The sequence below is a fragment of the Paenibacillus thermotolerans genome (genome assembly GCF_028745515.1).
In the GTDB taxonomy this organism is placed as follows: Bacteria; Bacillota; Bacilli; order Paenibacillales; family YIM-B00363; genus Paenibacillus_AE; species Paenibacillus_AE thermotolerans.
Genome location: NZ_JAQZSG010000004.1, coordinates 64,383 through 90,779 on the forward strand (window position 1 = coordinate 64,383; position 26,397 = coordinate 90,779).

Genomic DNA, 26,397 nt, shown 5'->3' on the forward strand with positions numbered 1-26,397 from the left:
GCAATGCAACCTTCGAAAGCCTTTTATCGTTATGGATAAAGGGCTTTTTTGCGGCGCCCGAACCGAGAAATCAAATCAAACAAAGACAAAATGGGGGAACCAAGCCGTTCTATGAAATTTCGTGATTTTCACCCGAACATAAGGATCCGGATCGCGCTCAACTTTTTCGGGTCGCTGATATTTAACATGGTCATTCCGTATATGGCCATTTATTTTGCCAGAGAATTAGGCGCAGGCATCGCGGGGATCGCGTTAACGGGCGGAGTCGTCCTCGGATTTGTTACAAGCTTTCTATCAGGCTACTGGTCCGACAGGATCGGAAGAAAGAAGCTGATGGTGGCGGGAGAACTGGTATGGTTGTCGTCATACGCCATTATGGCGCTGTCGACATCGCACTGGCTCGATTCTCCTTGGCTGACGCTCGCCGCCGCGCTGGGCGTCAATATCGGATGGGGGCTGTTCGGCCCGTCCTCCGACGGCATGATGCTGGATATTACAAAGCCGGACGAAAGAAAGTTCATGTACTCTTATTTTTATTGGTCGAACAATTTGGCGATCGCGCTGGGCGGCATGCTTGGGGCGTACTGGTTCGATTCCCATTTAACCGGTTTGCTGATCGTGCTTGCGGTCATGTCTGTCGTATCGGCTGCCGTGACCGTATGGAAAATCGGAGAAACGTATTTCCCGAATCGAGAGGGCGGGGCGGAAGGCGCTGCGGCTCCGGCCTCCGGGTTCGGGGCGGTGCTGCAAAGCTATGGGCGCGTGCTGCGAGACCGGGTATTCATGCTGTTCATGCTCTCCAACCTGCTCATCCTCTCATCCGAATTTCATCTATCCAACTACGTCGGCGTACGATTGGCGGATGAGATGGGTGTTCGTTCTTTGTTTTCTTGGGGAGAGCTGTCAATCTCGATTGACGGCGTACGGATGCTCGGAGTGCTTCGTACGGAAAATACGCTGTTCGTCGTTCTGTTTTCGATGTTCGCCGTGGCGGCGATGCGCCGCTTCAAGGAAAAGCAAACGCTGTTCGCCGGAATGGCGCTCTACGTCGTCGGTTACGCATACCAGATGTACAGCAACGAGCCGTGGCTGCTCATTCTCGCAATGGCGCTGGCTACATGGGGCGAGATCGTCAATGTGCCGATCCGGATGGCTTACCAAGGGTCGATCGCGCCGGACGATGCGCGCGGCGCTTATATGGCAATTGGCAGTCTTTCCGGTACCGGCTCGATGATGATCGGCACGCTCGCCGTCTCGCTCGGCGCGATCGCTCCTTCCTGGTCGATGGGAATTGTCGTATTAGCGGTCGGAGGAGCGGGCATCGGCATATTCGCGGGAATTATACGGCAGCTCGATGCCCGGACCAAAGAAGAAGCCCCGGATTCCGCCGCCGGTTTCGCAGGCAGCATATCGTCATCTGCGAGTGAAACGGTTTCGTCTGCCGGAGCTTAAGTTTTCGCTTTTTTATTTGCCAAGGACATTGCGCTCGAATTCTTCGCGCACGGCCCGCAGCAGCGCCTTGTCGCTGAGGACGTCGTACGCGGTTCCGGCCAGCGCCTTTGCGCCGAACACCATGCCTTCGAACGCTCGATCCTTCATTGCAAGGTCGCGGAATTCCCGGGTATGCAAGGAATGCTTCTCATCGACCACCTTCACATACGGATGAATAGCCGGACACTGCAGCGAAACGTTGCCTAAGTCGACGGAGCCGAGATCTTGGCAATCTTGAATTTCGGATTCGTCTACGCCCATTTCGACCAAATTTTTTGTGAATATGCCGGATAGCGTCTCGTTCGTGCGCAGCTCGTCATACGAAAATTCGTAGTTCGAGATCGTGAGCTCGCAGCCCGTTTGCAGCGCGGCGCCTTCGGCGCATTTTTTCACGCGCTCGGTAAGCACGTTCGTATATGCGCGTCTCGCGGACCGTACATAGAAGTCGGCGCGGGCGTAATCCGGAATAATGTTTGCCGCTTTGCCGCCTTCGGTAATGACCCCGTGAATTCGCGTGTGGCTCTCGCATTGCTGGCGCATGGCGTTAATGCTGTTAAACAGCATCAGCACCGCATCCAGCGCGTTGATGCCTTCGTGCGGATTCGCGGCGGCGTGCGCTGGCTTGCCCTTGAACTCGAAGCGCAGCGCGTCCATCGCCAGCGATGTGCCGGACCGTTCGAACGCATATAACGGGTGCGCCATCATGGCGAATTCGACGTCGCGGAACATGCCCGCCTCGGCCATCGGCACTTTGGCGCCGGCCGTTTCTTCCGCCGGCGTGCCGTACACCCGGACGGAGCCGCCGAATTCGCCGATGACGGAAGCGAGGCCGGTTGCCGCCGCAACGCTCATCGTGCAAATGAGATGGTGCCCGCATGCATGTCCGAGCTCCGGCAGCGCGTCATATTCGGCTAATAAAGCGACGACGGGACCGGGCTTGCCGGAGTCGTACGTCGCGACGAAGGCGGTTGGAATGTCGAGTACCCGCTCTTGCACTTGGAAGCCGAATTCCTTCAGCACGGCGGTTAACGTTTCATAAGCGTAAAATTCCTCGTAACCGAGCTCCGGCTTGTTGCCGATCGCCGCTGCGATTTGTTTTACACGAGGGGCGATTTCGTCGATCCGGCGCATCACGGTGTCTTTCATACGATAAATCCATCCTTTCGGTTGCTGCAGTTCATGCTCTATAAGTTGTAATTCCGATGCTCGGATTATATCATAGTTGCTTTCGCTTTTCTTGCGGGCGATGAATACGAACTGCAAAAAAGTGGACAAACTGGTTCTAATATGCGACCATTAGGCTTGCGGTAAAAAAAGACGATCAACGAACAACGGGGGAAATAAAGATGAACAAGGTTGTACCATGGGTTCTTTTTGGCGTAACGGCCGTTGGATTTGCGGTTTATGCCTTCGTACAAAACAATAACGGCACCGGAGCCGGCGGCGCGGCGGTCGGCAATGAAGCGGTCGCGAAGGTCGGCAACGAGACGATTACGGCGCAGGAGCTTTACGATCAGATGGTGAAGCAAGGCGGCGCGCAGGTCGTCGATTCGATGATCGAGCAGCGGCTTATCAAGAACGAGGCGAAGAAAGAAAACATTACAGTCACGGACGAAGACTTGAACGATGCACTGGGCAAAATTAAAAAGAATTTTCCATCGGACGAAATTTTCAATCAGCAGCTTGCGGCCGCCGGTTTAACGGAGGAACAGCTGAAGCAGGAGCTTGTTACGGAAGTGGAGCTCACCAAGCTGCTCGAGCCGCAAATTAAAATTACGGACGAAGATATCAAAAAGTATTACGAGGATAATAAAGAATCGTTCTCGACGCCGGAGCAAGTTCGCGCTTCGCACATTCTCGTCGATACGAAGGAAGAAGCCGAGGAGATCTTGAAGCAGCTGAAGGAAGGCGCGGACTTCGCGAAGCTGGCTAAAGAGAAGTCGAAGGATACGGTCAGCGCGGCAAATGGCGGCGATCTCGATTATTTCGGCAAGGGCCAAATGATGCCGGAGTTTGAGAAAGCGGCGTTCGACACCCCTTTAGGCCAGCTCAGCGATATCGTGAAAACGACGTACGGCTACCACATTATTAAAGTGACGGACAAAAAGCCCGCGCACACCGCCACGCTTGAAGAGAAAAAAGAAGAAATTCGCGAAACGCTGTTCGAACAGCAAAAAAGCCAAAAGGCTCAGCCTTATATCGAAGAGCTGAAAGGAAAGACGAAAACCGAAAACTACTTGGAAAAAGCATGACCTCGCGGTCTTGCTTTTTTTTCTTAAAATCGGAGGATTATGGTATAATGGTTGCGGTTTTAAGGTGGAACTATTATAAAGTCAGGTGAACCTATGACGTCATTGCGGAATCAGACCCTGGTTTCAGGCGAGCTGCTCGAACAGCGGCTTTCGGAGGTTCGTATATTGGAACAGTCCGAAACGGAGCGCTATGCCATTGTCAAAGACAATCCGACGGGCGAGCATTTTCTTCAGTACAGCTACATCCACCGAAATATTGCGGCGGGCGGAGCGGAGGAGCTTTTTCACTATTTGCTGCCGCTGGAATCGGACGATGTGCTGGGCATCTTATTTAACGAGCAGCCGTTTCGCTACCCGGACGTGTGGACCGTGCCTTATCTTCGCAACGGGCCGGACGGCGGGTACGTATGGTTCGATCCGGCGCCTGTGCTTGAAGGGGATGAGGATGAAGCTTACGCCAATCGATTGAAGGAAAAGCTGCTGGAGTTCAAGCGGAAAGGCGAGTTTGACCGAAAATCCGTCGAGAAGCTGTTTGAAGATGTCGACCCGTCAAAATAACGGCGACGTACCTTAGGGGGAAGCGCAAATGGTAAACGAAGATACGCTGTCATTATTCCGAACATTAACCGAACTGCAAGGAGCCCCAGGCTTCGAGCACCTTGTGCGCAAATTCGTGCGCTCCCAGCTTGAGCCGGTGTCCGAAGAGATCATTCAAGACCGAATCGGCAGTATATTCGGTGTCAAGCGCGGCGATCCGGCCGGTCCGGTCGTTATGGTGGCCGGGCATATGGACGAAGTGGGCTTTATGGTCACAAGCATTACCGACAAGGGAATGATTAAGTTCGCACCGCTGGGCGGATGGCATAACCAAGTGCTGCTGGCGCAGCGCATGCAGATTATGACGAAGAACGGACCCGTCTTCGGTGTGATCGGCTCGACGCCGCCGCACTTGCTGGATGAAGCTGCGAAGAGCAAGCCTACGGAAATCGGCCATATGTTTATCGACATCGGAGCCGATGACCGCGAGGATGCGGAAGCAATCGGCATCGTGCCCGGTCAGCCGATCGTTCCTGTATGCCCGTTCACGCCGCTGGCAAATCCGAAAAAAATTATGGCGAAGGCATGGGATAACCGGTACGGTGTAGGTCTTGCGATCGAGCTGCTTCGCGAGCTGCAAGGGCAAGCGCATCCGAACGTCGTGTATTCGGGAGCGACCGTACAGGAGGAGATGGGGCTGCGCGGCGCCGAAACCGCATCCCAGCTCATCAATCCCGATATTGCTTTCGTACTTGACGCATCTCCCGCTAACGACGCCACCGGCGATAAATCGGCGTTCGGACAGCTCGGCAAAGGCGCGCTGCTTCGCTTGTTCGACCGGTCGATGATTACGCACCGCCTGATGGTCGAGTTCGTCCGCGATACGGCGGAAACTCATAAGATTCCGTATCAATACTTCGTCTCGCCGGGCGGCGGAACGGACGCCGGCCGCGTGCATCTGCACGGCAAAGGCGTTCCGACAGCCGTTGTCGGCATTCCGGCACGATACATTCATACGGCGGCCGCCATCATCCATACGGACGATTATGAGGCGGCCAGGGAGCTTCTCGTCAAGCTCGTTACGAGCTGCGACCGCACGACCGTCGATACGATCGTCCGCAACGAATAGAACATCGTCTTACCCGATTCGGAAACGATATCGTTACCCGCCCGCTAGCTTATGCGTCATGTGAACCTATTGCTTGCGGGCGGGACTATAATACATAATAAGACGAAAGCGCTTTCGCGGCATTTCCCCGTCTATAGGCTTACTTTTTTTTAGCGTCTAATTTTCGATGTGGTTCAACTTCTAGGTATTGGCGTAACATATGGTAAAAGAATGCTTGCGAAAGAGGAGAGTTCCCTTGAACATTTCAAAGCAAATTATCGATGTTACCGAGCGGCTCGGCGCTCACAACTACCATCCGATCCCGGTCGTGATCGATCGGGCCGAAGGAGTCTGGGTGTACGACCCGGAAGGCAATAAGTATATGGACATGCTTAGCGGTTATTCGGCACTGAATCAGGGGCACCGCCACCCGAAAATCATTGCGGCGCTCAAGGAGCAAGCCGACAAGGTTACGCTTACTTCCCGAGCGTTCTATAATGCGCCGATGGCCCGGTTTTACGAGAAACTGGCGTCTGTTACCGGCAAGTCGATGGCGCTGCCGATGAACACCGGTGCGGAAGCGGTCGAAACCGCCGTCAAGACGGCTCGCCGCTGGGCTTACGATGTGAAGAAGGTGCCGCAGGATCAAGCGGAAATCATCGTATGCTCCGGCAATTTTCACGGCCGGACGGTAACGATTACCTCGTTCTCTTCCGACGAGGAGTACCGGCGAGGATTCGGCCCGTTTACGCCAGGCTTTCGCATCGTGCCTTACGGGGATATCGATGCGATGCGCGAGGCGGTGACGCCGAATACGGCGGCGATCCTGCTCGAGCCGATTCAAGGAGAAGCGGGCATCGTCATTCCGCCCGAAGGATATTTGAAAGCCGTCTCCGAGCTTTGCCGGGAAAAGAACGTCTTGCTGATGGCGGACGAAATTCAAACCGGCTTCGGGCGTACGGGGAAACGGTTTGCCTGCGACTGGGAGGACGTCGTGCCGGATGTGTACATTATGGGCAAGGCGCTCGGCGGCGGCGTGCTTCCGGTTTCGGCGATCGCCGCGGATGAAAGCATTCTCGGCGTGTTCGAGCCCGGCTCCCACGGCTCCACCTTCGGCGGGAATCCGCTCGCGTGCGCGGTTGCGGTCGCTTCGCTCGAGGTTATGGAGGAAGAAGGGCTCGTTGCGCGGTCGCTGGAGCTTGGGGATTATTTTTTACAGCGTCTTCAAGCGATATCGCATCCGGACATTGTCGAAGCGAGGGGCAGGGGCTTGCTGATCGCTTTGGAGATGAAAGGCTCGGCCCGTCCTTATTGCGAGGCGCTGATGAAGCTCGGTCTGCTGTGCAAAGAAACGCACGACCATGTGATTCGCTTTGCCCCTCCGTTAATCGTGACGAGAGATGAGCTCGATTGGGCGCTGGAGCAAGTTCGGCGCGTACTCGAGAGTCAATAAATTTTAAGGGAGTTGACTTGATTATGACAATGGTACCTTACAAGCCTGAGCCTTTCAGCAATTTTTCCGACCCGAAGGAAACGGAGACGTTCGAGGCCGCCCTCGCGAAGGTGCGGGGAGAGATTGGCCTTGAGATTCCGCTGGTCATCGGCGGAGAACGCATCATGACGGAGCAAAAATCGAAATCGATCAATCCGTCGCGCAAAGCGGAAATTGTCGGCCATATCAGCAAGGCTGACCGGGGGATGGCGGAGAAAGCGATGCAAACCGCATACGACGCGTATAAGACGTGGTCCAAATTTCCGCCGGAAGCGCGTGCGGGCTTGCTGTTTAAGACGGCAGCCATACTTCGCAGACGCAAGCACGAGTTCAGCGCCTGGCTGATGCTCGAGGCCGGCAAATCCCGTGCGGAAGCAGACGCCGATTCGGCGGAAGCGATCGACTTTATGGAATACTACGGACGGCAAATGATCAGTATGGCGAAGCGGTCCAACGATTTGCTGGTGCCGTATCCCGGAGAAGACAACCGTCTCGAATACATTCCGCTCGGCGTCGGGATCGTCATCCCGCCGTGGAACTTTCCGCTTGCGATCATGGTCGGCATGACGACGGCTTCCGTCGTTGCAGGCAATACGGTAATTTTAAAGCCGGCCAGCACGACGCCGGTCATCGCTTATAAATTTTTTGAAATATTGGAGGATGCGGGGCTGCCGGCCGGCGTCGTCAACTTTGTTCCGGGCAGCGGGGCGGAAATCGGCGATTTCCTCGTACAGCATAAGCTGACCCGTTTTATCGCCTTTACCGGCTCCCGCGACGTAGGACTCAGAATCCACGAACTGTCGGCCAAGGTGAGCGACGGCCAAATGTGGCTGAAGCGGTATATCGGAGAGATGGGCGGGAAAGATTCCATCATCGTCGACAAGGACGCGGATCTCGAGGAAGCGGCGCGCGGCATCGTGGCGTCCGCCTTCGGCTTCTCCGGGCAGAAATGCTCGGCATGCTCCCGCGCCATCATCCATAAAGACGTATACGAGCAAGTGCTGCATCGGGCGGTGGAGCTTACCAAAGAGCTGAAGGTGGGCGATGTGGCCGATCCGGGCAATATCACCGGTCCCGTCGTCGACGAGTCGGCTTACAAAAAAATACTCGAATATATCGAGATCGGCAAAGGAGAAGGCCGTCTCGCGGCTGGAGGCAACGCACCGATGGCGGACGTCGGGTTTTACATCGAGCCGACGATTTTCGCGGATGTCGATCCGCACGCCCGGATCATGCAAGAAGAAATATTCGGGCCGGTTCTCGCCTTTACGAAGGCCGACAGCTTCGAGCATGCGCTTGAGATTGCCAACAATACCGAATACGGCTTGACCGGCTCGGTGTACACGCGCAACCGGATGCATATCGAGAAGGCGCGCGAGGAGTTCCACGTCGGTAACTTGTACTTTAACCGCAAATGCACCGGGGCGCTCGTCGGCGTCCATCCGTTCGGCGGCTTCAATATGTCGGGCACCGATTCGAAAGCGGGCGGCCCGGACTATTTGATGCAGTTTACGCAGCTGAAGCTAAGCTCTGAAAAGCTGTAAATCGATAATAGGGGAAAAAGGGAGCGTTCACTCCAATGGGCTTCGACTCATTTATGAGAAGTGCGGTGCTGACCGTGGCGGGCAACCCCGCGGTCAGCGGATTTTTCCAAAAGTACGGCATGAAAATCGGCGTCGCCCGGTTCGTCGCGGCGGAGCAGCTTGAAGAGACGATCCGCGTCGTGCGCGGCTTGAACGAGCAAGGGCTGATGGCGACGCTTGATTATTTGGGAGAAAGCGTTTCCGACAGGCGGCTTGCCGCCGCGGCCGCGGACAAAGCGATCGAAGTGCTGAGCGCGATCCGCAAGCATGGATTACATTCCAATCTTTCGGTTAAACTGACACAGCTGGGCCTTGCGATCGATCCGGAATTTTGCCTGGAGCAGATGAAGCGCATATTGGATGAAGCCGAGCGGACGAACAATTTCGTGCGAATCGACATGGAGGACTCTCCGGTGACACAGGTGACGATCGTTCTGTTCGTGCGGCTGCTTCAGCAGTACGGCAAGGAGCGCGTCGGCCTCGTCTTGCAATCGTATCTTTATCGGACGCAAGAGGATCGGGAGCGTCTAGGCGCTCTCGGGGCCAATTTGCGGATCGTGAAAGGCGCATATAAGGAGCCGAAGGAAGTGGCTTTCCCGAACAAAGCCGATGTCGATGCGAATTATGTAAGCCTTGTGGAGAAGCATATGCTGCAGGGCGCGTATACGGCGGTCGCAACCCACGATGAAGCGATCATCGCGAAGGTGATTGCTTTTGCGAAGGAGCGCGGCATATCGCGGGACCGATTCGAGTTTCAGATGCTGTTCGGCATATCGACGTCGCTCCAGCTACGGCTTGCCGGGGAAGGTTACCGCGTTCGAGTGTATACTCCCTTCGGCGAAATGTGGTATCCGTATTTTACTCGAAGATTGGCGGAGAGGCCGGCGAATGTTCTCTTCGTTCTGAAAGGATTGTTCCGCAAGTAGAATCTTACGAACTACATGAACTTCACAGGCGGTGAATGAAATCATGCATCCTACCATCATTCGGGATATATCCGTGATCGGGGTTCCGATCGATTTGGGCGCGGACCGGCGCGGCGTCGATATGGGGCCGAGCGCCATTCGCTGCGCCGGCATGCAGGCGAGGCTGGAGCGTCTCGGGTACACGGTGCACGATGAAGGCGATCTTGTGGTCCGCAGGCCCAAAACGTACGGCGAACGCGGCACGACGTTAAAATATTTGGATGAAATATCGAGAGTGTGCGACGAGCTTCACAATCATGTGGCGGACGCCGTGTCCCAGGGCCGGTTCCCGCTCGTCATCGGCGGAGATCACAGCATCGCCCTCGGCACGATCGCCGGCATGCTGCGGCACAAAAAATCGATCGGCGTCATTTGGTTCGACTCGCATGCCGATATGAACACGGCGGAAACGACGCCCTCCGGCAACATCCACGGCATGTCGCTGGCGGTAGCGCTCGGGATCGGCGACGAGAAGCTCGTCGGAATCGGAGGCGCCGGCAACAAGATCGATCCGAGCAAAGCGGTCATTATCGGCGCCAGATCGCTCGACGAAGGGGAGCGGAAGCTCATTCGCGAGCTCGGGGTCAAAGTGTTCACGATGCACGATATCGACCGTCTCGGGATGACGCAGGTGATGGAGGAAACGATCGACATCGTGACGAACGGCACGGACGGCGTCCATCTCAGCCTCGATTTGGACGGCTTGGATCCGGAGGACGCCCCCGGCGTCGGAACGCCTGTCATCGGCGGGATAACGTACCGAGAAGGGCATCTGGCGATGGAGCTGCTGGCGGAGGCGCGCTGCGTCATCAGCGCGGAGTTCGTTGAGGTGAACCCGATCCTCGACAGCATGAACCATACCGCCATCGTGGCGGTCGAGCTGATGGGCTCGTTGTTCGGCGAAAAAATATTGTAGTAATTTGCCCGGGAGGAGCCTGTCGCTCGTTTTTCCGGGCTTTTTTTGTTGCGGTTTATTTTGATGTAACTCACGCCTTCATTATGGAAAAGGATTGTCTATAAGTTGTTGCGGTTTGGTCATGATTGCAGTGTATTTTCTTTTGCGGTCGTGCGTTTTGGCAAACGGATGTTCATCATGCGTCGTCTGCAATGCCGTTTATGAGCACACTTTATCCAGAACGGTTGAAGTTGGCGGGATTTCGGCGAAATTATGGAATACGGGCAACACAATGTAAACATACTTTTACCAAAATGATGCGCGTGGGAAGCAGTGCAGCAGAGTTAGTCAAAATGTGCGTGCGGGGAAGGAACAAACGGGAGTAAGACGCAACGGCAAGGACGGAGGAACAAAAATTTTTTCGCGGACCAAGCCCATTTTTACCGGATTTGAATACTATGAAGAAAGTTCTGGGCTTGGGGGGAATGTTCCGATGACGACCGCACCTTATGTATATACCGCGCTCGGGGATTCTTTGACGTTCGGCACCGGAGCCGACGAACGGCAAGGCTTCGCATACCTGGTTTACCGGCAGCTGCAGGAAGCGCGCCGCGCGAATATTGCGTTCCATCTGCATGGAACGGTCGGAGCAACCACGAAGGAGCTTCTGGAGAAGGTTCAGGCGGATCACAGCCTGCGCGAACGGCTGCGCTTAGCCGACTTGATTACGCTCACCGCCGGGGGAAACGACATTATTCAAGCAGCTAAAAAGATGTACATGGAAGGAGTCCTTACCTCCATGAAGCCGCCGATGCGGGCCTTCGAGCAGTCGTACCGCGAATTGCTTGAGGAGCTTGTTGCGCTGAACCGGCCGAAGGAAAGAGGCTGCCAAATCATCGTTGTGGACGTTTACAATCCGCTGCCGATGTTTGACGATGCGGTGCTTTGGATTCGTTTCCTCAATCGCTGCATTCAGCGATGCGCCGCCGCCTATGAGCCGTATGTCCGCGTTGCCCGAGTGTACCCGAAGTTTGTCGACCGGGAAGAGGAGTATATTTCCGATGACGGCTTCCACCCGAACGGAGACGGCCATGCCGCCTTGGCGGAGTGCGTGAAGCAAGAGCTGCGGCTGCTCGCCGGAAGCGGGGGAGCTTGAACATGACGAGAGGCATTGTGTATTTATTAGCTGGAGTTACGGCGGCGGAGCTGCTGTCGTTCCAGCTCGGGCAGGAATGGTTTCTGCCTGCCAATGCGGCCGCCTTCTTAACGGTGCTGCTCTTAATCAATTTTAAGCTCAGAATGGTCGTGCCGCGCAGGCCGAACGATGCTGCCGTGCAAGAAGCGTCCCAAGACGCGCAGCCTGAGGAACTGCAACATCCGCAGTCTTCGGAGCAAACGGAAGAACCGGCCGTCACGCGTATGGAACAAATATTTCCGTATTCGAGGCACGACCGGACGAATCCTTTTGATTGAAAGGAAGTATCGATTTGGACTACAATGAAAAAGTACGTTGATTTCGAATGGATCGTCGCATGGTGCCGCTGCCGGCATATTCGCTGCCGCAGCGGACCTTTTAAATCCTAGGGTACATATACGAGAAGGGAGAATGACGGATATGGCACAATACAGAGAAATCACCACATTGGAGCAATGGAAGGAAGCGCTCGAGGCGTCGGGGGACAAGCCGGTGCTTGTACTGAAGCACAGCACGACGTGTCCGGTCAGCGCAGCGGCTTTAGAGGAGTTTGAGGACTATTTGGCGGGAAATCCGAAGGAGAATGTCGACTTCGTGATGGTGAAAGTGATCGAATCTCGTCCGGTGTCGAATGAAATTGCCCAAGACCTCGGGGTAAAGCACGAGTCTCCGCAAATCATCTTCGTGAAGGATAAAGCGAAATATTGGGCCGCTTCCCACTGGTCCGTCACGAAGAAGCACATTCACGCGGTGCTGGACTAATGAAAGCCGGTCCGATTCGCGTGGGCGTCGTATCGGATACGCATATGCTGTCGCGCGCGAGAGCGCTGCCCAAGGCGCTGGTTGACGGCCTTCAAGGCGTCGACCTGATTGTTCATGCCGGCGATTTCACCGACCCGTCCGTTGTCGCCATGCTGGAGGAGATCGCGCCTGTCGAAGCGGTTGCGGGCAACAACGACGGGACGGACATCATCCGCAGGTTCGGCTGGCGGAAGGTCGTCGAGCTTGGCGGACGCCGCATCGGTGTGGTGCACGGGCATGACGGGCCGGGCCGTTCTACGGAATGGAAGGCGTTTCATGCGTTTCGGGACGAGAAGGTCGATGCAATCGTGTTCGGGCACTCGCACGTGCCGCATTACGAATGGATCGACGGGGTGCTGCTGTTCAACCCCGGGTCGCCGACGGACAAGCGTCGGCAAGCGCGGTATTCCTACGGGCTCATGGAGCTGGACGAAAAGATTACCGCATCGCATTTCTTTTATGATGATAAAAGTTAACAGGCGGATGGAGGAAAAATCATGAAGTCGTATTTGGACTTGCTTAAGGATGTGCTCGAGCACGGCGTGGACAAGTCCGACCGGACGGGCACCGGGACCCGTTCCGTGTTCGGGCGCCAGCTGCGGTTTGATCTGTCGGAAGGCTTTCCGCTCGTTACAACGAAGAAGGTGCACCTGAAATCGATCATTCACGAGCTGCTTTGGTTCCTTAGCGGAGACACGAACATCCGCTATTTAAAGGAGAACGGCGTATCGATTTGGGACGAGTGGGCGGATGAGAACGGCGATTTGGGGGCGGTCTACGGCTCTCAGTGGCGTTCCTGGCCGGCTGGCGACGGGTCGACGATCGATCAGGTGGCGAAGGTGGTCGAGTCGATCAAGCGGAATCCGGATTCGCGGAGACACTTGGTAACCGCTTGGAACGTGGCGGAGGTCGACCGAATGGCGCTGCCTCCGTGCCACTTCGTCTATCAATTTTATGTGGCGGACGGCCGCCTCTCTTGCATGTTTACGATGCGAAGCGTGGACACGTTCCTCGGCCTGCCGTTTAATATTGCGAGCTACGCGCTGTTAACGCATATGATTGCGCAGCAATGCGATTTGGAGGTCGGTGAGCTCATTTGGTCCGGAGGAGACGTACATATTTACTCCAACCATATGGAGCAGGTAAAGCTTCAATTGACCCGGGAGCCTTATCCGCTGCCTAAGCTTGTCATTCACCGCCGCCCCGAATCCATTTTTGATTACAAATACGAAGATTTTGAAGTGGTCGGCTATCAATTTCATCCGCGGATCGCGGCGCCTGTGGCTGTGTAAGGCGGTGGGCGCATGAACGAATCGGTTTGGGACAGGGTGACGTTAGTTGCCGCCATTGACGAACACCGGGTAATCGGCCGCGGCAACGGCTTGATATGGCGGCTGCCATCCGATATGAAATTTTTCAAATCGAAAACGATGGGCCATACGATCGTCATGGGACGGAAAACGTTCGAATCGATGGGGAGCAGACCGCTGCCGGGGCGAAAAAACATCGTATTGTCGTCGCGCGGCGACTTTGCTCCGAAAGGCTGTTTGAAAGCAGGCAGTCTGGAGGAAGCGTTCGAGTTGGCCGGGGAAGGACCGATCGACGTCATCGGCGGCGGGAAGGTGTTTGAGGAATGCCTCCCGAAGGCCAGGCGCATGCTGCTTACACAGCTGCATCATACGTTCGAAGGCGACGCGTATTTTCCGGAATGGAACCCGGAGGAGTGGCGGATCGCATGGGAAACTCCGGGCGAAACCGATTTGAGGAATCCATATTTGTATACGTTTCGGGAATATGTAAGAGCGCCGGGGAAATAAGAACGATGAGGCCGATCGATTACTTCCCGTATCGCAACGATACTCGTAAAGTGTTGATTCCGTATTTGCGGTCGCTGCCGGAGGACGCTTGGTTTGCCGTTCATCCGGACTATCCGAATTCGATCGCTTGGGTGATCCGGCATATTGCCGAGAGCGAGGACGGGTGGATCAACGAGATCGCGCTGCAAGGGAGCCGCCGCCTCGCCGACATACCGGACAACCCGGGAGCGCTGCTGGGGGCGTACAAGGAGATCCGCGCACATACCGATCGGCTTCTTGCAAGCATGAGCGCCGCAGAAGGAGACGAGCCGATCGAAGTTCCGGAGTTTCCGGACGGATGGAAGCCGCCGTCTCCGCCGACGCGGCGCTGGGCGTTTCACCATGTATTTGCGCACGAAGCGCATCACGCGGGACAAATCGGCGTGATCGCCAGACTGATCGGTCACAAAGGGCCGCCTTTCTAATTTGGAAAGGCGGCTTTATTTTTGCGTAGCCAGCGCCCCGCTGCTGATTTCATACCGATGCATGAAGTATTCGACGATCGCCAAAATTCCTCCGGACAGCAGCGCTCCCGTCACGGAGGCGTATGCTCCGGCAATGACATATTGGCTTGCATAAATAAAGGCGGCGGAGAGCGCCCAGTCTGCTACGGTCGTCAGCCAAAGCGTGCCGCGGCGCAGCATAAGCCATTCCAGCGCATAGCCGACGACGGCAAGCAGCAGACCGGCCAAGACGATGGAAGTGGCATACGGGTAATGGACATCCCTGAGCATTTGATCGCAAAGCCATAATCCGATCGGCGTAATGACCAGCTTCATTAGGAACACAAACATGAACCGAATCCTCCTTGAAAGTTTTGTCATTCATAATGTTTCCATCGGCTATCGTTTCATTCGCCCCCGGCCTAAAGCGTACGAACCGAACCTTTTGCCCGTGAATATAGTGTGATATATGCCTATTAGGCACTAACACAGGAGGACGCTATGTATCCGGTCTATGCGTATATTGGCAAGGAAACGGAATGCAAAGAAAAGCCTATCGCCTTCCCGCCGCAGCATCAGCGGGGGCAGCCGGGCATCGAGGCGTATATGGCTCCGCGGCCGATCGCCGAAAATCCGTACTATCGTCCTGCGGGGAAGCTGTACGGCAAGACGGCGATCATTACGGGCGGCGACTCAGGGATCGGGCGGGCCGTCGCGTATTCGTACGCGAAAGAAGGAGCGAACGTAGCCGTCGTTTATTTGAATGAGCATGTCGATGCCGAAGAAACAAAAAAACGGATCGAACAGCTCGGGGGCAGATGTCTTCTCATTCCCGGGGACGTCCGCAGCTCGTCGGTCGCGGATGATGCCGTAAACAAGACGCTGTATACGTTCGGCTCCGTCGATATTTTGGTGAATAACGCCGCTTACCAGCCGTATCAGCCGTCGATCTTGACGCTGTCGGACGAGCAAATCGAGGATACGTTCCGGACGAACATTTTCTCCTTTATTTATTTCGCCCGTGCCGCCGTCCCCTATATGAAACGCGGGAGCACGATCATTAATACGGCATCCGTCGTCGCTTACAGAGGAAACAAGGAGCTGCTCGATTATTCCGCGACCAAAGGTGCGGTCGTCTCATTTACGCGTACTTTGGCGCTGCAGCTTGCCGATGCGGGCATCCGGGTGAACGCGGTCGCCCCGGGTCCGGTGTGGACGCCGCTGACGGTCGCCACCTTCCCTGCGCAGGAGGTTAGAACGTTCGGCACGAGCGTCCCGATGCGAAGAGCGGCGCAGCCATACGAAATCGCACCGGCTTATGTGTATTTAGCTTCCGACGATTCCAGCTATGTGACGGGACAGACGCTTCATATCAACGGCGGCGAAATGACCGGCTCATAGCTGGGGAACCAGTGCGGAAAACCTGCCGAAAACCTGCAAAACGTTAAGAGCTCCCCGCGACGGCTGCGAAGGGGCTTTTTGCGGTGCGTTAACTAGATAAAACTTTTTGACATTAAAGCATTGACGCTTAAAAAAGACGGTGCTATTATATCATCTAATGAACCTAAAGCCTAGTAAACAACTAGGAATAGACGGGTACAATACATAGAGAGGGGAAACCAAGCAATGAAAGGCATTAGGAGAGGACCATGGGTTACATTGCTGCTGATTGTCCTTGTGGCGGCGCTGATCGCAGGCTGCGGCGCAAAGACGGCAAGCAACGAAACGAATGCGGCAGGCGGAGGCGCGGGTGCGGATCAGGCGAACGATTTGTCGGGCAAAAAAATAGCGCTCGTTATGCAGTTCAATACGGGTACGTTCTCACAGCAATATATTGACGGCGTTACGGAGCAAGTGAAGAAATTCGGCGGGGAAGTAACCGTATTCGCCTCCGATAACGATTTGGGCAAAATGGCGAGCAACCTGGACGCGGCGGTGAATCAAGCGTTCGACGGCATCCTGATCGACCATGGACAAGCCGGTGCATTGGAAGCGGGTGTGAAAAAAGCGCTTGACGCAGGCATTCCGGTTGTAGCGTTCGATGTCGATCTGGCCGTACCGGGCGTAACGGTCGTACAGCAGGCGGACGTGAAACTGGCGGAAATGACGCTGGAGCGGCTTGCACAGGATGCCGGCGGCAAAGGTACGATCGTTAAAGTTTGGGTCGCGGGCTTCGCACCGATGGAACGCCGCCAAACCGCATACCAAGCGTTCATGGAAAAGTATCCCGACATGAAAGAGATCGCGGCGTTCGGCAATGCGAACAACCCGGCGCTCGATACTCAATCCCAAATGGAAGCGATCTTGAAGCAGTACCCGAACAAGGGCGACATTACGGCCGTTTGGGCCGCATGGGATGAATTCGCGAAAGGAGCGACCCGCGCGATCCAACAAGCAGGACGGACGGAAATTAAAGTATACGGCATCGACATGAGCGATGAAGATCTGCAAATGATTCAAGATCCGAATTCGCCTTGGGTAGCGTCCGCCGCAGTTGATCCGAAGGATATCGGACGCGTGCACGCACGTTACTTGTACCAGAAGCTTCACGGCGACGAAACGCCGGATACGGTCGTGCTCGAGCCGGTATTCGTGCACCGCGAAGACTTGCCGGAGCAGCAAATATCCACAACGGAGCTCAGCCAATACGTAGAAGGCTGGGGAAGCAGCGAGCAAGGCTTGACGGACTGGATGAAAGAGCTGGAATAAGAAGCGGCGAAATCGTTTGACCGTGTTGACGAACCCCACTGGACGGAAAGCCCGGTGGGGATTGCTGCTTCCGGGGGAGGAATGAAGGCAAGTGAGTTTGCTCATGAAAAATATTGAGAAGTCGTTTCCGGGAGTCCGCGCACTGAAGCGGGTTTCGTTCGAAGCGAAGCCGGGGGAAATTCACGCGCTGCTCGGCGCTAACGGCGCGGGCAAGAGCACGCTGATGAAAATTATGTCCGGCGCGTATACGCTTGACAGCGGCTCGATTGAGATCGACGGGCGCGAAGCCGCCATCGATTCGCCGCTTGATGCGGCAATGGCGGGCATTCACTGCGTGTACCAAGAGGTCGACACCGCCCTTGTCGGCGGCCTAAGCGTGGCCGAGAACATCTGGATGGACCGTATCGCCCGCGGAGAAATTCGCTGGATACGCTGGGGCAAGCTGCAGCAAGAAGCGGCGGAGCTGTTGAAGAGGCTGGGGAGCACGGTCTCGCCTTCGGTGAAAATCGAAGAGCTGCCGATTGCCCACAAGCAGATCGTTCTGATCGCGAGGGCGCTTGCCCAAAAAGCCAAATACGTCATCTTCGACGAGCCGACCGCGCCGCTCAGCTCGGAGGAATCGTCCCGTCTGTTTGCGATTATGCGGCAATTGCGCGCCGCCGGCGTCGGGTGCATATTCATTACCCACCGCCTTCCGGAAGTGTTCTCCCTGTGCGATCGGATTACCGTCATGCGGGACGGAACGAACGTATCCACGCATGCTGTGGCGGAAACGTCGATTCCCCGGGTCATTCGCGACATGCTGGGCAAATCGCTGGAGGAAGAGTTCCCGAAGGCGGAGACTGCAGTCGGGGAGACGATCCTCGAGGTGCGGCATATCGGTAGCGGCACGAAGGTGAAGGATGCGGATTTCTCCGTAAAAAGAGGGGAAATCGTCGGAATTGTCGGGTTGGTCGGCGCGGGCAAGACGGAGCTTTCGAGGGCGTTGTTCGGAGCGGACAAGCTCGATTCCGGCTCGATGCTGCTGCGGGGCGCGGAGGTACGCTTCCAAGAGCCGCGCGAGGCGGTAAGGGCGGGGATCGTGCTCGTACCCGAGGAGCGGAGAAAACAAGGCATCTTTATCGAAGAGAGCATTCAGCACAATTTGACGGCATCCGTAATGAGCCTGTTTTCGCGCTTCGGCTTTCAGTCGGCAGCGAAGGAGAGAATGCATGCCGGCGAAATGGTGGAAAAGGTCGGAATCAAGACCCCGTCGATAAACCAATCGGTAAAGCTGCTCAGCGGCGGCAACCAGCAGAAGGTGGCGGTGGGCAAGTGGCTTCCGACAAATGCGGACGTGTTTATTTTCGACGAGCCGACGAAGGGCGTCGATATCGGCGCCAAGAGCGACATATTCCGGCTGATCGGATCGCTTGCGGGGGCGGGCAAAGGAATCGTTTATTTGTCCGCGGAAATTCCCGAAGTGCTGGGGCTGGCGGATCGAATTTACGTCATGTGTGACGGAAAGCTCGTGAAAGAGCTTCAGCGGGGCGAAGCTACCGAAGAAAACATACTGTTTTACGCAAGCGCAGGGGAGGAGCAATCGTCATGAAGGACAAGCTACTGGACGTTTCATTTAAATACGGCACGGTCGCGCTCATATTTGCGGTCATTGCGGTGTTCGGGGTTACCCAGGAGCACTTTTTCAAAGCGGGCAATCTGACCGATATATTGCGGTCGATCGCAATCGTAACGTTCGTTGCGATCGGAGTTACGTTCTCGCAAATCGTCAACGGCTTCGACCTATCGGTCGGCTCCGCCGTATCGTTGTCGACGGTCGTTTCCGCCAGCCTGATGGTGTGGTATCAGCAGCCCCTTATCGTCGTGCTGGTCGTTCCGATCCTGATCGCCGTCGGCATCGGACTCATCAACTCGTTCCTCATTATTCGCTGGAAAATTCCCGATCTGCTTGCGACGCTTGCGGTGATGTACATTTTCTCGGGGGTGCAGCGAACGTATACGGCGGGCTACTCAATTTATAACAACATGCAGTTCCCAAGCGGCGAGAAAGCACCGGGCGTGTTCGATCCTTCGTTTCTATGGATCGGGCAAGGCGAGCTGTTCGGCGTTCCGGTTATGGTGCTCTTAATGCTGCTGGCTGTCATATTCGCGCATATTTTTTTGCAGTATACGCGCTGGGGACGTCAATTTTATATGACGGGGGGCAACCGGGAAGCCGCCCGCCTGTCGGGCATTTCCGTCAATCGCGTCCGTCTTGCGGCATACGTGCTGTCGGGAGCGTGCGCTGGCTTCGCCGGCATATTGTTCGCTTCCCGCGTTGGCACCGGTCAGGTGGACGCCGGGGCGCCGCTTCTCATGGAAGCGGTCGCCGCCGTGTTCGTCGGCTTCTCGGTATTCGGCGCCGGCAAGCCCAATATGATCGGCACGTTCTTCGGGGCGGTGCTTATCGGGGTGCTCTTGAACGGCTTAACGATGATGAAGCTGCCGTACTACGCCTTCGATATCGTCAAAGGACTCGTTCTCGTGCTTGCGCTCGCCTCCACCTATATTCACTTGAATCGGCGCAGAACGTAATGCGTAACGGATACGGTTATTTCTTGTAAATTTCCCGCATGACGTGTCTCAGCTCGGGGACGACGATTCTCGTCATTGCAAGCTTTACGGCCCCTGTGGAGCCGGGGGTGGAAAATACGGCGGTATGCCCGACTACGCCCGCGGTCGCGCGGCTGAGAATCGCGGCCGGGCCGATATCCTCCGCGAAGCTTAAGTAGCGGAATATTTCGCCGAAGCCGGGCATCTCCTTGTCGAGCGAATCCCTGACCGCTTCATAGGTCGTATCCCGCGGCGCAATGCCGGTGCCGCCGTTGAGCAGCAGCGCTTCGACTTCGGGGTCTGCCGCCGCTTCATGAACGAGCTCGCGGATTTGATCGTATTCGTCTTTGACGATTGAATAGCGAACGACCGAATAGCCCGCCTCCTCCAGCAGCTGCTTCATTAGCGCGCCGCTTTTATCGGTTTCCGGGGTGCGGGTGTCGGAAACGGTAACGACCATGCATCTGACTTGGGACGGCGCTTCTTTTCGGTGTTGTTCTACAGAAGGTATGGAATCCATGACGGCAAAACTCCTTTATGGCAATTTATGCTTTCTTTATACTATATCATAGCCGGGCAAAGGGTGAGGACAGGCAGCGGCGGGTCCTCGCTCTTTGTTCTTTTTGTTGTGCCCGGCGGCCAAGCCGTATATAATGATTGTCGTTCTACTGTGATGCAAGGAGGGTACGCAATGATCATAGTTTCGGCAATATTGGCAGCGCTATGGACCGCTGTTTTCCTGCGTACCTATAAAGGATTGCAGTCCGTTCCCGATTTGCCGAAAGGCGTCTCTTTGCCGGAAAAGCCTCCGCTCGTTTCCGTCATTATTGCGGCGAAGGAGGAACAGGAGACGATCGGCGAAACGGTGCGTCACTTGCTGCAGCAGTCGTATCCGCGAATGGAAATTATCGCCGTGAACGACCGTTCCGGCGATGCGACGGGGGCGAGGCTTGACGAGCTCAAGTCATGGTCTGCGGGCAAGGAGCATTCACGCATACCGTTGAAGGTGATTCATATTACGAGCTTGCCCGACGGCTGGCTCGGCAAAAATCACGCGTTATATCAAGGCTATTTGCACTCCAGAGGCTCGTTCCTGCTGTTTACCGACGCGGATGTCCGGTTTCATCCGGATGCGGTCCGGGACAGCGTCGCATATGCGCTTTCGGAAGGAGCCGATCACGTCACGCTTTCTCCGAAGCTGGTTTCCAAATCGTTCTGGCTGCGGGCGTTCGTTCATTACTTTCTGTTCAGCTTATTTATGCTGCTGTCGCCTTGGCGGGCGAATGACGACCGTAATAGAAGCTCCGGCATGGGAATCGGCGCCTTTAATCTACTGCGGCGATCCGCTTACGAAACGATAGGGACTCACGCCGCGTTAGCGATGCGGCCGGATGACGATCTCCGGCTTGGAGTACTGGTGAAGCGGCGCGGCTTTAAACAGCGGCTCGCCGCGGGCACGCACCGGATCGCTGTGGAATGGTACACGTCGCTTCGCGCCGCCGCCCGTGGACTGGAAAAAAATTTATATTCCGGCTTCGGGTACCGGCTCGCATTAGCTGCAGCGGCGATGTGCGGCCAATTGCTGCTGTTCGCCGGACCTTTTTTGATGCTTTCGTTCGCAAGAGGGGCGGCATTGGCGGTGCTTTTCGCCGTTTGCGCCCTGATTGTCGCCGTATATGTGCTTTGCGTGCGCCGCATGAACAAAGAGCGTGGGGAAGAGGCGGCCGTTCTGCCGATTTCTGCGCTGCTGCTGACATTCGTTCTCGCAAGGTCCGTATGGCTCGCACACCGTCGGTCGGGCGTGAATTGGCGGGGAACCTTTTATTCTTTGGACGACTTAAGGAGACTGTATAAATCATGAAGCCTGCAGGGCAAAACTCATTCAACGTCAAAGTAACCATACTGCTTTTTGTATGTATTGTCGCAGGCTTCAATCAAGGGCTGCTGCTTCCGCTGTTGACCGTATTGCTCGAGAAAAGCGGAATCCCGGCCAGCATGAACGGTTTGAATTCTACGGCCATGTATATCGGTTCGTTCGCGACGATGTTTTTTATCCGTAAGCCTGTCGCCGTCTACGGGTACCGCACCGTCATAGCGGCGGGACTGTTGCTTGCGGCTGCGGCGACGGCCGCGTTTCCGCTATGGGAGAGCGTCGCATTTTGGTTCGTCCTCAGATTGCTGGTCGGAATCGGGGACAGTGCGCTTCACTACGCGACGCAGCTATGGATCGTAACGAACAGCCCCGCGGAACGGAGAGGGCGGTTCATTTCGCTGTACGGTATGTGCTACGGAATCGGCTTCAGTATCGGTCCGTTAGGCTTGAACTTGCTGCCGTTCGGCAATGCCGTACCATTCGTCTTAATATCCGCGGTCATGCTGCTCGCTATGCTTTGCCTTGCAGCGCTTCCCGCTGACCGGCCCGGAGCGGATTCGGGCGTCGACACCGAAAAGACGAAAGCCTCGACCGTTTACCGGATCGCATGGTTTGCGCTGATTCCTGCGTTCCTTTATGGCTGCATGGAGGCGTCGCTGAATTCCAACTTTCCGGTTTACGGGCTGAGGATGGGCATCAGCGAGCCGGAGGTTTCCTTGCTTCTCCTGTCGGTGGGGGTAGGCAGCCTGATTCTTCAGCTTCCGCTCGGTGCGATTAGCGACAAGATCGGGAGAAAGCCGGTTATCCTCACCTGCGCCGTTATCGGAGGGCTTGCCTTCCTGTCCGTGCCGCTGGCGGGCCGCTCGTTCGTGGGCATACTTGTCGCCTTCGCGGTGGCGGGAGGGCTGGTTGGGTCGTTCTTCTCGCTAGGTCTCGCTTATGCCGCCGACCGGCTGCCGAAGCAGGCGCTGCCGACGGCGAATATGATCGCCTCGATCCATTTCAGCGTCGGCAGCATCGCCGGACCTTACATCGGCGGGTTAGGCATTCAATATGTCGCTTTGCCCAGCGCGTTCCTGTTCCTCGGCGGTATGTTCCTGTTGTACGCTGCGTCCGGCTTGATCGGTGTCAGGCAGGCAGCCGGAGCTCAAAGTTCGGGTGTGGCCTCATAACGGTTTGGTTTCGGTTCGAAGGTCAGAATAAAGCACTCTAATGACAGCCCTAGGGGTGTCGTTTGAGTGCTTTATTGGCGATACGACCGGATTTTCCATCGCTCCTCACTGCTCCTCACTGCTCCTAGCTAAAACTCTGCGGTGCTAACGGACGCCACAGACGCTATATCGCCAATTTGCCCCCCCGCCATATCGCTAACGGACACCAGAGACGCTAAACCGCGATTATTGGTGCTTATCCCTGCTTTTTCGTGGCAATAACTGCAGTGGTGTCCGTTAAAACTTCAAACTCCCTTCAAAACGCCGAATAACTGCGTCCTTGTCCGTTAGCGATCTATGCAGGTTTTCAAAGGTCGTTTACCGTTAAAAAGACAAAGCGTTTTTTCTAGCAAGGAACAATACGACAGCTTGCGGTTTCAGTATAGTTCCACCTTGCCGTTCAATTGCTTCTTCGATTTCATCAAACAATCTTATTCGCACATCATCGGAAAGTAATCTATGTCTGGAGTTCGTGTTTAGTAGTGATATATACTCACTTGCCGTATATGTGTCATTCCAGCGGTATCGTATTACATCAAGGTCCTTAAACAAACCATCCTTTACAGTTAAAACGGTCCTCTCCTCAATAATGTGCTCCAAGGACGGTTTATTTGAATCCTCGAGCTGAGGAGCATATTTTTTGTATATCCCACGGATTTGAGTAAAGACATCATCAAATGAAGGAACATGAACGGTCCAAAAAAACGCAATAGACCCGTGATCGCGAAGCAGATCATAAACTTTGCGGTAGCCGAAATGTTGCGGCTGAATGAAATGGAAGGCTGTTCCTGATATTGCTAGGTCGAAGCCGCTTTTTTCACACTGCCACGTTTCAAACGCGGAATTAATTATTTTAACATTAGGTTTGTCCTTGAATTTTTCTCGAGTAAATTCCGCCAAGTTTTGCCCTAGCTCGATACAATGAAAGTAATTATACCCAAGCTCAACAAAACCTTTTGTCGCTTGCCCTGTACCGCAGCCGATTTCAAGTATGGAGTCATCTTTTCTCAAATCGGAATATTCCAATATATCGGTAAAAAGCTTTTCCGGATAGTCAGGTCTGAACTTGTCATATTCCTTTGCGATTTCATTAAAAGTGTTTTTACGTTCCATTTGCAACCCTCCGAATTCATTTCGATCAAAAAAATAAAACTCCCGCCCCGTAAAGGGACGAGAGTAAGTACTCCGAGTTAGCTCTCTGTAATAGAAGCTGTCCAATTACTCTCTCTCATCTTTGCTTTTGAAAGGAATATTTTGGTGTTTACGGAATTTTAGCACGGTTGAATTTCTATGGCAACATACATTTTCGAAAGCTCTTTATAGATTAATCATTAGAGCCCCAATCTAAAAATGTAACTAAACAGAGGCCGCCCAAAAAGGGACGGCCTCCGTTTTATTTATTTCGCGCCGTGTCGTTCCGGCAGCGAATCCAAATATTGATCGTTCAGCTGCAGCAGCTTGACGATTTTGATGAAATCGTCTTTATACAGCATCGGGTCGGTCGCCACTGAAGGATCCGCCGGATTGCGAATCGGAATGACCGTGCCTTCGCCGAACGTTTCGCCCGAGATGTACATAATCTCGTCGTTAATGAACGAGCCGGTCGGCAAGTAATAACGGCTTCCAAGCACGTTATGCGGGTAATTGATCAAATCTTGGCCGAAATAGACGTGGTTGTCGAGCGATACGCCGAGCAGGTTGGCGATCGTCGGCATGAAATCGACTTGCCCGCCGACCTGTTCGAATCTCTCGCCCCCGTCGGTCACACCCGGAATCGTAATGATGAACGGAATATTATGGGCGGTGCGCACGTCATATTCTTTGCCGATTTCGGCTTCCAGCAGCATACGCTCGTTGTCCGTCAAGTTATTCGGCGACACGCCGAAGTGATCTCCGTATACGACGAGCATGCAATTGTCCCACATTCCCGCGGCCTTCAATTCTTCGATGAACATGCCGAGCGCGCGGTCGGCGTAATTGGTCATCTTGATGTAATTGCCCAAATCCGTCCCTTCCCAGCCTTCCGGAAGGGCGAGCATTTCTTTTCCTTCCGGCGGAATGAACGGATGGTGAGAGCTCATCGAAATAAGCTGAGCATAAAAGGGCCGGCCTTCGTCCTGATACTTTTCCAGCTGCTCGATCGTCTTCTCGTACAGCACCTCGTCGGAGGCCCCGAAGGCGATCGTATCCTCTTCGCCGAAGTACTGTTTGTCGAAGTAACGGTCAAAGCCGAGCGCCGGATACAATTGATTTCGATTCCAGAACTTCACGTCGTTCGTATGGAACGTAACCGCCGTATAGCCGAGTCCTTCCAGGATGCGCGGCAGACTCGGAATGCGTTTCGTTCCGTACATCTGAGACGCGCCGTTGTATGGAGGCGGATAGAACGACGTGTTCGAGATAAACTCGGCGTCCGACGTGTTGCCTTGGCTGATGGATTGAAACACGTTCGGGAAGTAGTAGCTGTCGCCGATCAGCTTGTTTAGAGCCGGTGTGAGCTCCTTGCCGTCGATTTCACGGCCGACCAGGAAATCTTGGAACGATTCCAGCTGCACGACAATGAGATTTCGTCCTTTGGCCGCACCGAACAATTGGCGAACATCCGGCTCCTCCAAATGTTTCACCGCGCGGACCATCTCGGGAGTAACGGGACGGGCCGCCGCCTTCATCGTTCCCTCGCGAACTCCTGCTACAAGGGTGTGAACCTCGTAAGTGACAAGCCCCATGCGCTCCGCTTGCTTCAGCTCGTTCAGCACGTTATCGTGCGCATACGCATAGGAAACCAAAGTTGCGGCGCAAACCAATAAGAGTACGGATAATATGCCGGGGGAAACCCGAAAGTCCGAAAATTTCGGTCTCGCTTTGAAGAGCGCGAGCGCGAGCCAAAGGATGACATCCAACAAATAAAGAATATAAAGCGGCTTAAGCAAATCGAGAATACTGTCGCTGACGTCCAGCACTTGATGTGCCTGAAAAAATGCATGATACGTCACGACGATTCCGAATTGCCGGTAGTAAATAATGATGGCCAGCATACCGACGGACAATAGCGTATTGAGCACCAAGTACGCCTCGGTCTTTCTTTGGCGGAACAAGAGCTCGACCGGAATGAGAAACAGCAATAAGGACGGCAGAGCGACGGCCAAACAATCCAGAGGATTGGCGTTGCCGAACACGAGGATCTGCAGTCCGTAATATTTAATGGTAAGAAATAACGTAAATAAGAAAAACCGCGATTGCAAAAATGGTTTCCACCGCAGCATCGTGTAATTCCCCCAGATTTGTATTTTGCACGATGACAATGTGTTTAATTATAGCGCAGTGGATGATTTTTGCAACGCGGGACATAGAGTGATTTTTGCCATATTGTTCCTGTAAACGAGGTATTCTGCCT

The 26,397-nt window shown here is 54.9% G+C and carries 26 protein-coding genes; 21 read left to right on the plus strand and 5 right to left on the minus strand.

The genetic code is table 11. The annotated features are described in order from the left end of the window. Positions 1-111 precede the first annotated feature (111 nt). Positions 112-1,452: an MDR family MFS transporter gene (locus PT964_RS05140; RefSeq protein WP_274362262.1), complete on the plus strand. Its 1,341-nt coding sequence runs from the start codon at positions 112-114 to the stop codon at positions 1,450-1,452. Positions 1,453-1,464: 12 nt separating this feature from the next. On the opposite strand, the gene PT964_RS05145 is transcribed toward PT964_RS05140, so the two are convergent. Further along, positions 1,465-2,637: a M20 family metallopeptidase gene (locus PT964_RS05145; RefSeq protein WP_274362263.1), complete on the minus strand. Its 1,173-nt coding sequence runs from the start codon at positions 2,635-2,637 to the stop codon at positions 1,465-1,467. A 200-nt stretch (positions 2,638-2,837) separates the two neighbouring features. On the opposite strand from PT964_RS05145, the gene PT964_RS05150 reads away from it, so the two are divergent. From PT964_RS05150 to PT964_RS05215, 14 genes are all read left to right on the plus strand, one after another. Next, entirely contained in the window at positions 2,838-3,743 is a 906-nt protein-coding gene (locus PT964_RS05150) for a peptidylprolyl isomerase (protein ID WP_274362264.1), read from the plus strand. 93 nt (positions 3,744-3,836) lie between these two features. Then, positions 3,837-4,301 carry a hypothetical protein gene (locus PT964_RS05155; protein ID WP_425262674.1) on the plus strand — a complete coding sequence of 155 codons (465 nt, stop codon included), beginning with the start codon at positions 3,837-3,839 and terminating at the stop codon, positions 4,299-4,301. 28 nt (positions 4,302-4,329) lie between these two features. Beyond that, on the plus strand, positions 4,330-5,409 hold the full coding sequence (locus tag PT964_RS05160; protein ID WP_274362266.1) for a M42 family metallopeptidase: 1,080 nt from the start codon (positions 4,330-4,332) through the stop codon (positions 5,407-5,409). 235 nt (positions 5,410-5,644) lie between these two features. Next, complete coding sequence (locus tag PT964_RS05165) at positions 5,645-6,841, plus strand: ornithine--oxo-acid transaminase (RefSeq protein WP_274362267.1); 1,197 nt, start codon at positions 5,645-5,647, stop codon at positions 6,839-6,841. A gap of 29 nt (positions 6,842-6,870) precedes the next feature. Beyond that, positions 6,871-8,424, plus strand: a complete 1,554-nt coding sequence (gene pruA, locus PT964_RS05170; protein WP_274362401.1) for an L-glutamate gamma-semialdehyde dehydrogenase — start codon at positions 6,871-6,873, stop codon at positions 8,422-8,424. Between the two features lie 35 nt (positions 8,425-8,459). Next, the gene (locus PT964_RS05175) at positions 8,460-9,389 is read left to right on the plus strand and encodes a proline dehydrogenase family protein (RefSeq protein ID WP_274362268.1); all 930 of its coding nucleotides are present in this window, start codon (positions 8,460-8,462) and stop codon (positions 9,387-9,389) included. Between the two features lie 55 nt (positions 9,390-9,444). Next, positions 9,445-10,344, plus strand: coding sequence for an arginase (gene rocF, locus PT964_RS05180; RefSeq protein WP_274362402.1), 900 nt, complete (start codon positions 9,445-9,447; stop codon positions 10,342-10,344). A gap of 472 nt (positions 10,345-10,816) precedes the next feature. Continuing rightward, entirely contained in the window at positions 10,817-11,479 is a 663-nt protein-coding gene (locus PT964_RS05185; RefSeq protein WP_274362269.1) for an SGNH/GDSL hydrolase family protein, read from the plus strand. A gap of 2 nt (positions 11,480-11,481) precedes the next feature. Further along, positions 11,482-11,796, plus strand: coding sequence for a hypothetical protein (locus PT964_RS05190; RefSeq protein ID WP_274362270.1), 315 nt, complete (start codon positions 11,482-11,484; stop codon positions 11,794-11,796). Positions 11,797-11,938: 142 nt separating this feature from the next. Continuing rightward, positions 11,939-12,280, plus strand: coding sequence for a bacillithiol system redox-active protein YtxJ (gene ytxJ / locus PT964_RS05195; RefSeq protein ID WP_274362271.1), 342 nt, complete (start codon positions 11,939-11,941; stop codon positions 12,278-12,280). Positions 12,281-12,294: 14 nt separating this feature from the next. Continuing rightward, the gene (locus PT964_RS05200) at positions 12,295-12,795 is read left to right on the plus strand and encodes a metallophosphoesterase family protein (RefSeq protein ID WP_274362403.1); all 501 of its coding nucleotides are present in this window, start codon (positions 12,295-12,297) and stop codon (positions 12,793-12,795) included. A gap of 21 nt (positions 12,796-12,816) precedes the next feature. After that, complete coding sequence (gene thyA, locus PT964_RS05205; protein WP_274362272.1) at positions 12,817-13,611, plus strand: thymidylate synthase; 795 nt, start codon at positions 12,817-12,819, stop codon at positions 13,609-13,611. A 12-nt stretch (positions 13,612-13,623) separates the two neighbouring features. Next, positions 13,624-14,136, plus strand: coding sequence for a dihydrofolate reductase (locus PT964_RS05210; RefSeq protein ID WP_274362273.1), 513 nt, complete (start codon positions 13,624-13,626; stop codon positions 14,134-14,136). Between the two features lie 5 nt (positions 14,137-14,141). Further along, positions 14,142-14,600 carry a DinB family protein gene (locus tag PT964_RS05215; RefSeq protein WP_274362274.1) on the plus strand — a complete coding sequence of 153 codons (459 nt, stop codon included), beginning with the start codon at positions 14,142-14,144 and terminating at the stop codon, positions 14,598-14,600. A 15-nt stretch (positions 14,601-14,615) separates the two neighbouring features. Here PT964_RS05215 and PT964_RS05220 read toward each other — a convergent pair whose 3' ends face one another. Then, the gene (locus PT964_RS05220) at positions 14,616-14,969 is read right to left on the minus strand and encodes a DUF2512 family protein (RefSeq protein ID WP_274362275.1); all 354 of its coding nucleotides are present in this window, start codon (positions 14,967-14,969) and stop codon (positions 14,616-14,618) included. Between the two features lie 150 nt (positions 14,970-15,119). On the opposite strand from PT964_RS05220, the gene PT964_RS05225 reads away from it, so the two are divergent. The 4 genes from PT964_RS05225 to PT964_RS05240 all read left to right on the plus strand — a co-directional run bounded on the left by PT964_RS05225 (position 15,120) and on the right by PT964_RS05240 (position 19,901). Then, complete coding sequence (locus tag PT964_RS05225) at positions 15,120-16,019, plus strand: SDR family oxidoreductase (RefSeq protein ID WP_274362276.1); 900 nt, start codon at positions 15,120-15,122, stop codon at positions 16,017-16,019. A 225-nt stretch (positions 16,020-16,244) separates the two neighbouring features. Then, complete coding sequence (locus PT964_RS05230) at positions 16,245-17,327, plus strand: sugar ABC transporter substrate-binding protein (RefSeq protein WP_274362277.1); 1,083 nt, start codon at positions 16,245-16,247, stop codon at positions 17,325-17,327. 103 nt (positions 17,328-17,430) lie between these two features. Beyond that, on the plus strand, positions 17,431-18,918 hold the full coding sequence (locus PT964_RS05235) for a sugar ABC transporter ATP-binding protein (RefSeq protein ID WP_274362404.1): 1,488 nt from the start codon (positions 17,431-17,433) through the stop codon (positions 18,916-18,918). Continuing rightward, a complete protein-coding gene (locus tag PT964_RS05240; protein WP_274362278.1) occupies positions 18,915-19,901 on the plus strand; it encodes an ABC transporter permease in 987 nt (328 codons plus the stop codon). The genes PT964_RS05235 and PT964_RS05240 overlap by 4 nt, the downstream gene beginning before the upstream one ends. 16 nt (positions 19,902-19,917) lie before the next feature. On the opposite strand, the gene PT964_RS05245 is transcribed toward PT964_RS05240, so the two are convergent. Then, positions 19,918-20,439: a MogA/MoaB family molybdenum cofactor biosynthesis protein gene (locus PT964_RS05245; RefSeq protein WP_274362279.1), complete on the minus strand. Its 522-nt coding sequence runs from the start codon at positions 20,437-20,439 to the stop codon at positions 19,918-19,920. Positions 20,440-20,610: 171 nt separating this feature from the next. On the opposite strand from PT964_RS05245, the gene PT964_RS05250 reads away from it, so the two are divergent. Beyond that, positions 20,611-21,780, plus strand: a complete 1,170-nt coding sequence (locus tag PT964_RS05250) for a glycosyltransferase family 2 protein (protein ID WP_274362280.1) — start codon at positions 20,611-20,613, stop codon at positions 21,778-21,780. Then, a complete protein-coding gene (locus PT964_RS05255; protein WP_274362281.1) occupies positions 21,777-22,964 on the plus strand; it encodes an MFS transporter in 1,188 nt (395 codons plus the stop codon). The genes PT964_RS05250 and PT964_RS05255 overlap by 4 nt, the downstream gene beginning before the upstream one ends. 363 nt (positions 22,965-23,327) lie before the next feature. On the opposite strand, the gene PT964_RS05260 is transcribed toward PT964_RS05255, so the two are convergent. Next, the gene (locus tag PT964_RS05260; RefSeq protein ID WP_274362282.1) at positions 23,328-24,116 is read right to left on the minus strand and encodes a class I SAM-dependent methyltransferase; all 789 of its coding nucleotides are present in this window, start codon (positions 24,114-24,116) and stop codon (positions 23,328-23,330) included. A gap of 284 nt (positions 24,117-24,400) precedes the next feature. Next, positions 24,401-26,266 carry an LTA synthase family protein gene (locus tag PT964_RS05265; protein ID WP_274362283.1) on the minus strand — a complete coding sequence of 622 codons (1,866 nt, stop codon included), beginning with the start codon at positions 26,264-26,266 and terminating at the stop codon, positions 24,401-24,403. Positions 26,267-26,397 lie beyond the last annotated feature (131 nt).

Bases quoted from the DNA above. Each gene is read 5' to 3' on its own strand.
- PT964_RS05220 (WP_274362275.1), bottom strand. From the start codon at position 14,969: ATGTTTGTGTTCCTAATGAAGCTGGTCATTACGCCGATCGGATTATGG.
- PT964_RS05255 (WP_274362281.1), top strand. From the start codon at position 21,777: ATGAAGCCTGCAGGGCAAAACTCATTCAACGTCAAAGTAACCATACTG.
- PT964_RS05190 (WP_274362270.1), top strand. From the start codon at position 11,482: ATGACGAGAGGCATTGTGTATTTATTAGCTGGAGTTACGGCGGCGGAG.
- PT964_RS05140 (WP_274362262.1), top strand. From the start codon at position 112: ATGAAATTTCGTGATTTTCACCCGAACATAAGGATCCGGATCGCGCTC.
- PT964_RS05185 (WP_274362269.1), top strand. From the start codon at position 10,817: ATGACGACCGCACCTTATGTATATACCGCGCTCGGGGATTCTTTGACG.
- PT964_RS05160 (WP_274362266.1), top strand. From the start codon at position 4,330: ATGGTAAACGAAGATACGCTGTCATTATTCCGAACATTAACCGAACTG.
- PT964_RS05250 (WP_274362280.1), top strand. From the start codon at position 20,611: ATGATCATAGTTTCGGCAATATTGGCAGCGCTATGGACCGCTGTTTTC.
- PT964_RS05265 (WP_274362283.1), bottom strand. From the start codon at position 26,266: ATGCTGCGGTGGAAACCATTTTTGCAATCGCGGTTTTTCTTATTTACG.
- thyA (WP_274362272.1), top strand. From the start codon at position 12,817: ATGAAGTCGTATTTGGACTTGCTTAAGGATGTGCTCGAGCACGGCGTG.
- ytxJ (WP_274362271.1), top strand. From the start codon at position 11,939: ATGGCACAATACAGAGAAATCACCACATTGGAGCAATGGAAGGAAGCG.
- PT964_RS05150 (WP_274362264.1), top strand. From the start codon at position 2,838: ATGAACAAGGTTGTACCATGGGTTCTTTTTGGCGTAACGGCCGTTGGA.
- PT964_RS05235 (WP_274362404.1), top strand. From the start codon at position 17,431: ATGAAAAATATTGAGAAGTCGTTTCCGGGAGTCCGCGCACTGAAGCGG.
- PT964_RS05155 (WP_425262674.1), top strand. From the start codon at position 3,837: ATGACGTCATTGCGGAATCAGACCCTGGTTTCAGGCGAGCTGCTCGAA.
- PT964_RS05260 (WP_274362282.1), bottom strand. From the start codon at position 24,116: ATGGAACGTAAAAACACTTTTAATGAAATCGCAAAGGAATATGACAAG.
- PT964_RS05145 (WP_274362263.1), bottom strand. From the start codon at position 2,637: ATGAAAGACACCGTGATGCGCCGGATCGACGAAATCGCCCCTCGTGTA.
- PT964_RS05175 (WP_274362268.1), top strand. From the start codon at position 8,460: ATGGGCTTCGACTCATTTATGAGAAGTGCGGTGCTGACCGTGGCGGGC.
- PT964_RS05245 (WP_274362279.1), bottom strand. From the start codon at position 20,439: ATGGATTCCATACCTTCTGTAGAACAACACCGAAAAGAAGCGCCGTCC.
- PT964_RS05240 (WP_274362278.1), top strand. From the start codon at position 18,915: ATGAAGGACAAGCTACTGGACGTTTCATTTAAATACGGCACGGTCGCG.
- PT964_RS05225 (WP_274362276.1), top strand. From the start codon at position 15,120: ATGTATCCGGTCTATGCGTATATTGGCAAGGAAACGGAATGCAAAGAA.
- PT964_RS05210 (WP_274362273.1), top strand. From the start codon at position 13,624: ATGAACGAATCGGTTTGGGACAGGGTGACGTTAGTTGCCGCCATTGAC.
- pruA (WP_274362401.1), top strand. From the start codon at position 6,871: ATGGTACCTTACAAGCCTGAGCCTTTCAGCAATTTTTCCGACCCGAAG.
- PT964_RS05215 (WP_274362274.1), top strand. From the start codon at position 14,142: ATGAGGCCGATCGATTACTTCCCGTATCGCAACGATACTCGTAAAGTG.
- PT964_RS05230 (WP_274362277.1), top strand. From the start codon at position 16,245: ATGAAAGGCATTAGGAGAGGACCATGGGTTACATTGCTGCTGATTGTC.